The sequence below is a fragment of the uncultured Clostridium sp. genome (assembly GCF_937920395.1).
Classification (GTDB): Bacteria; Bacillota; Clostridia; order Clostridiales; family Clostridiaceae; genus Clostridium_AD.
In genome coordinates, this window is the sequence record NZ_CALEVF010000287.1 from 1 (window position 1) to 3,700 (window position 3,700).

A 3,700-nucleotide genomic window follows, 5' to 3' on the forward strand; every position below is an offset into this window, starting at 1 on the left:
AAATATACGAAATTGTTTGACAATTGTGTTAATTTAGAATATTATATGTATTAAGATTAGTTATAAAATAAAATTTATAAAGCGATGATGGAGAAAAAAATTCCAAATAATAACTACAGAGAACCAATAATTGTTGAGAATTGGTGTTATAGTGGAAACAAATATATCACTCTAGAGCTTCCTAGTTCAAATAAAGTTACAGCCAATATTGTAATCTTTAAAGTAAACATGGACGGATGCCACCGTTATGAGGTTAGGATTTAAAGAAATCTGGTGATTTTAAATTAGATTTCGTAGATCGTATAATAAGGTAATTCATTGATTTGAATTACGAACTAGGGTGGTACCACGAAAGTTTTCGTCCCTATAAACATATATATATATGTGTTTATAGGGACGAAAACTTTTTATTTTAAAAAAAGTTTTCTTAGTAAAGTACAAATATTAAAAAATAAAATATTGAATAGAGCTATGAAGGAGATAAAAATATCAAATTTAAAACTACAGAGAGCCAATAATTGCTGAAAGTTGGTGTTTTAAGGATATGTAATAATCACTCCTGAGCTGTAAAAATAATGAGGTAATTTAGAAAAGTAAATTACGAATTAGGGTGGTACCACGAATCTTTCGTCCCTATGAACATAACTACTTATGTTTATAGGGATGGAAGATTTTTAATTTCCGAGTAAAAGGAGGAGTTGTAATGTATAAAACTATAAGTGCAAAGGTAGAACATGGTATAGATGCATTAGTAAGAGTTACAAACACTTTAAGGAGAAAAGAGTTTAAAATAAAAGGACTCGTAATGACAGAAGTTGAAATTGATGGATACTCAGATTTAAGGATAACAATAGAGGAATACTCTAATTTAGGAATAGAACAAGCAATGATGCAGCTTAGGAAAATTATAAATGTATATGAAATTGAAGAGGTTAAGGCTGAGCTCGCAGCACCGAAGGTGATGGTTTAATTAAAAAAACTAAAAAGAAGGTGATAATATGTTACTTAATGGTGCTCAAATTGTACTTAAGTGTTTAAAAGAGCAAGAAGCAAAGATTATATTTGGCTATCCGGGCGGAGCTGTTATTCCACTTTATGATGCACTCTATGATGAACTTGACTATTTCACTCACATTAGAACGGCTCATGAACAAGCGGCAGTTCATGCAGCAGATGGCTATGCAAGGTCCACAGGAAAAGTTGGAGTTTGTTTTGTAACTTCAGGCCCAGGTGCAACGAATACAATAACTGGAATAGCAACTGCTTACATGGACTCGATTCCAATGGTTGTAATTACAGGGCAGGTAGCGAGGAGTTTGCTTGGGCGTGATTCTTTTCAGGAAATAGACATAATGGGAATTACTTTATCAATTACAAAACACAGTTGTATCGTGAAGGATGAAAAAAACTTAGCAGATACTATAAGAGAGGCATTTAAAATAGCCCAAAGTGGAAGACCGGGGCCAGTACTTATTGATATTCCAAAGGATATTTTCTTAAGTGAAACTGAATATACAAAGGTAGAAAAAAAAGATGAAATACAAATAACAACTACTGATATAGAAATGAGAACAATACAAGAAGCAGTAAAAATGATTCAATCTTCAAGGAAACCTATAATTTATGCTGGTGGTGGGATTAAAACAGCTAATGCTTCAAATAAATTTTGTGAGTTTGCAAAGCTTTGCGATATTCCTGTGGCAAATACATTAATGGGACTTGGTACTATTCCAAGAGATCATAAATTGTCTCTCGGAATGGTAGGAATGCATGGCTTTCGTGAGACAAATTTAGCAGTGACAGGGAGTGATTTAATTATAGCGATTGGTGCAAGATTTAGTGATCGGGTAATTGGGAAAGGAGACGAATTTGCACCATCTGCAAAAATAATTCAGATTGATATTGACGAGACTGAAATTGATAAGAATAAGAGCGTAGACTTATCTTTAGTTGGAGATATGAATACAATACTAGAAAAGTTAATTTCTTATATGGAGCAAAAAAATAGGAAGGCATGGCAGGAGAAGATAGAGAGTTTTAAGGTTACAAATTATGCTAATCTTAAAGGAAACAACTTTACACATCTGGATGTGCTAAAATCTTTGAATGAAGCTCTTGAGGAAGATACTATTGTTACAACTGATGTAGGACAACATCAGATGTGGACTGCACAAATGTGGAGATTCAAGTATCCTAGAACGTTTATAACTTCAGGAGGCCTTGGAACCATGGGGTTTGGATTGGGGGCTGCAATTGGAAGTCAGATGGGCAATTTAGATAAAAGGGTACTTTTAATAACTGGTGATGGAAGTTTTCGAATGAGTTGCAATGAACTTCAAACTATATCAAAGTATAAGCTTCCTATAATTACTGTGATTATGAATAATCATACCTTAGGAATGGTAAGGCAGTGGCAGAGAATGTTTAGTAATGGAAGATATAGTGAAACAGATATTGGTGATGAAGTAAATTATGTAAAGCTTGCACAGGCTTATGGTGTTGAAGCATATAGAGTTACCAGTATTGATGAATTAAATAATGTACTAGAAATAGTAAAAAAGAAAAAAAGACCTATGCTTATAGATTGTGTAATAGATAAAGAAGAGGGTGTATATCCAATAGTACCACCAGGAAAATCTATTCAGGAATTGGTGTTAGAGTGAATAGTAGTAAATAACAATTTATTAAATATATCAGGTTAATTTTATTTTGTAAGTAAGCCACTTCATCTCAGAAGTGGCTTATTTTAAAATATTATTTAATACACCTAAGATTTTATAATAATTATCATGTAAGATGAAGTATAATAGTGGTCAATAGGTTGTAATTAGTTGCCTAAAATATAATACTCACGGGGGAACACCATGAATTTATCAACTATTTTTTTAATGTTTATATATTTATTTAATATAATATGCGTTCTGCGACTGATTTTTATAAAACGAAGTGATACAAGAGTTGTATTTGCATGGCTTTTAGTATTCTTTTTTTTACCTTATGTTGGTTTTGTTTCTTATTTCTTGGTTGGTAGTAAATATAAAATGCGTATCATGTCAAAAAAGTATGGTATGGGTGAAATAGAAGAAAAGTACAATAATGTGCTAGAAAAACATATTCATAATATTGATACTGATAAAATACAATTTAGAGAAGCAGAAACTGAAAAATATAGAGATTTAATTACGATGAACTCAAAAAATATAATGGGTTATTTTACTCAAAATAACGAAGTAGAACTTTTATTAAATGCTAAGGAAACATTTTCTATGATTTTTAAAGATATTAGAAGTGCAACAAAAAGTATTGAAGTAATGTATTATATTTTTAGAGCAAAAGATAAGATTGGTAAAGAATTTATATCTCTTTTAGAAGAAAAGGCAAAACAGGGGGTAAAAGTAACTTTAATATATGATGGGCTTGGATCTATACATACTCATATGAGTGATTTTAAGGAGCTAAAAAAAGCTGGTGGGCATGTATATAGATTTTTGCCATCTATTATAAAAAGTTTATTGCTTGCAAATTACAGATTACATAGAAAAATAGTTGTTGTGGATGGTAAAATTGCTCATACTGGTGGAATTAATGTGGGGGATGAATATTTTGGTTTAAAAAAGATAAATAAACCTTGGAGGGATACAACAATACGTCTGACTGGTTACAGCGTACTTTCATTTCAAACAAGGTTTTGGTCTGATTT

At 31.4% G+C, this 3,700-nt stretch carries 3 protein-coding genes and 2 other annotated features; all 3 genes read left to right on the plus strand.

The window, feature by feature from the left end; all coding sequences use genetic code 11:
- The first annotated feature begins 75 nt into the window (after positions 1 to 75).
- Positions 76 to 369 (plus strand) — a binding site (T-box leader).
- A 93-nt stretch (positions 370 to 462) separates the two neighbouring features.
- Positions 463 to 638 (plus strand) — a binding site (T-box leader).
- A gap of 65 nt (positions 639 to 703) precedes the next feature.
- The gene (locus Q0649_RS18210) at positions 704 to 970 is read left to right on the plus strand and encodes an ACT domain-containing protein (RefSeq protein WP_298845384.1); all 267 of its coding nucleotides are present in this window, start codon (positions 704 to 706) and stop codon (positions 968 to 970) included.
- A 28-nt stretch (positions 971 to 998) separates the two neighbouring features.
- Entirely contained in the window at positions 999 to 2,663 is a 1,665-nt protein-coding gene (gene ilvB, locus Q0649_RS18215; protein WP_298845386.1) for a biosynthetic-type acetolactate synthase large subunit, read from the plus strand.
- Positions 2,664 to 2,864: 201 nt separating this feature from the next.
- Positions 2,865 to 3,700, plus strand: an 836-nt coding sequence (locus Q0649_RS18220; protein ID WP_298845388.1) for a phospholipase D-like domain-containing protein, incomplete at its 3' end; no start/stop codon positions are given.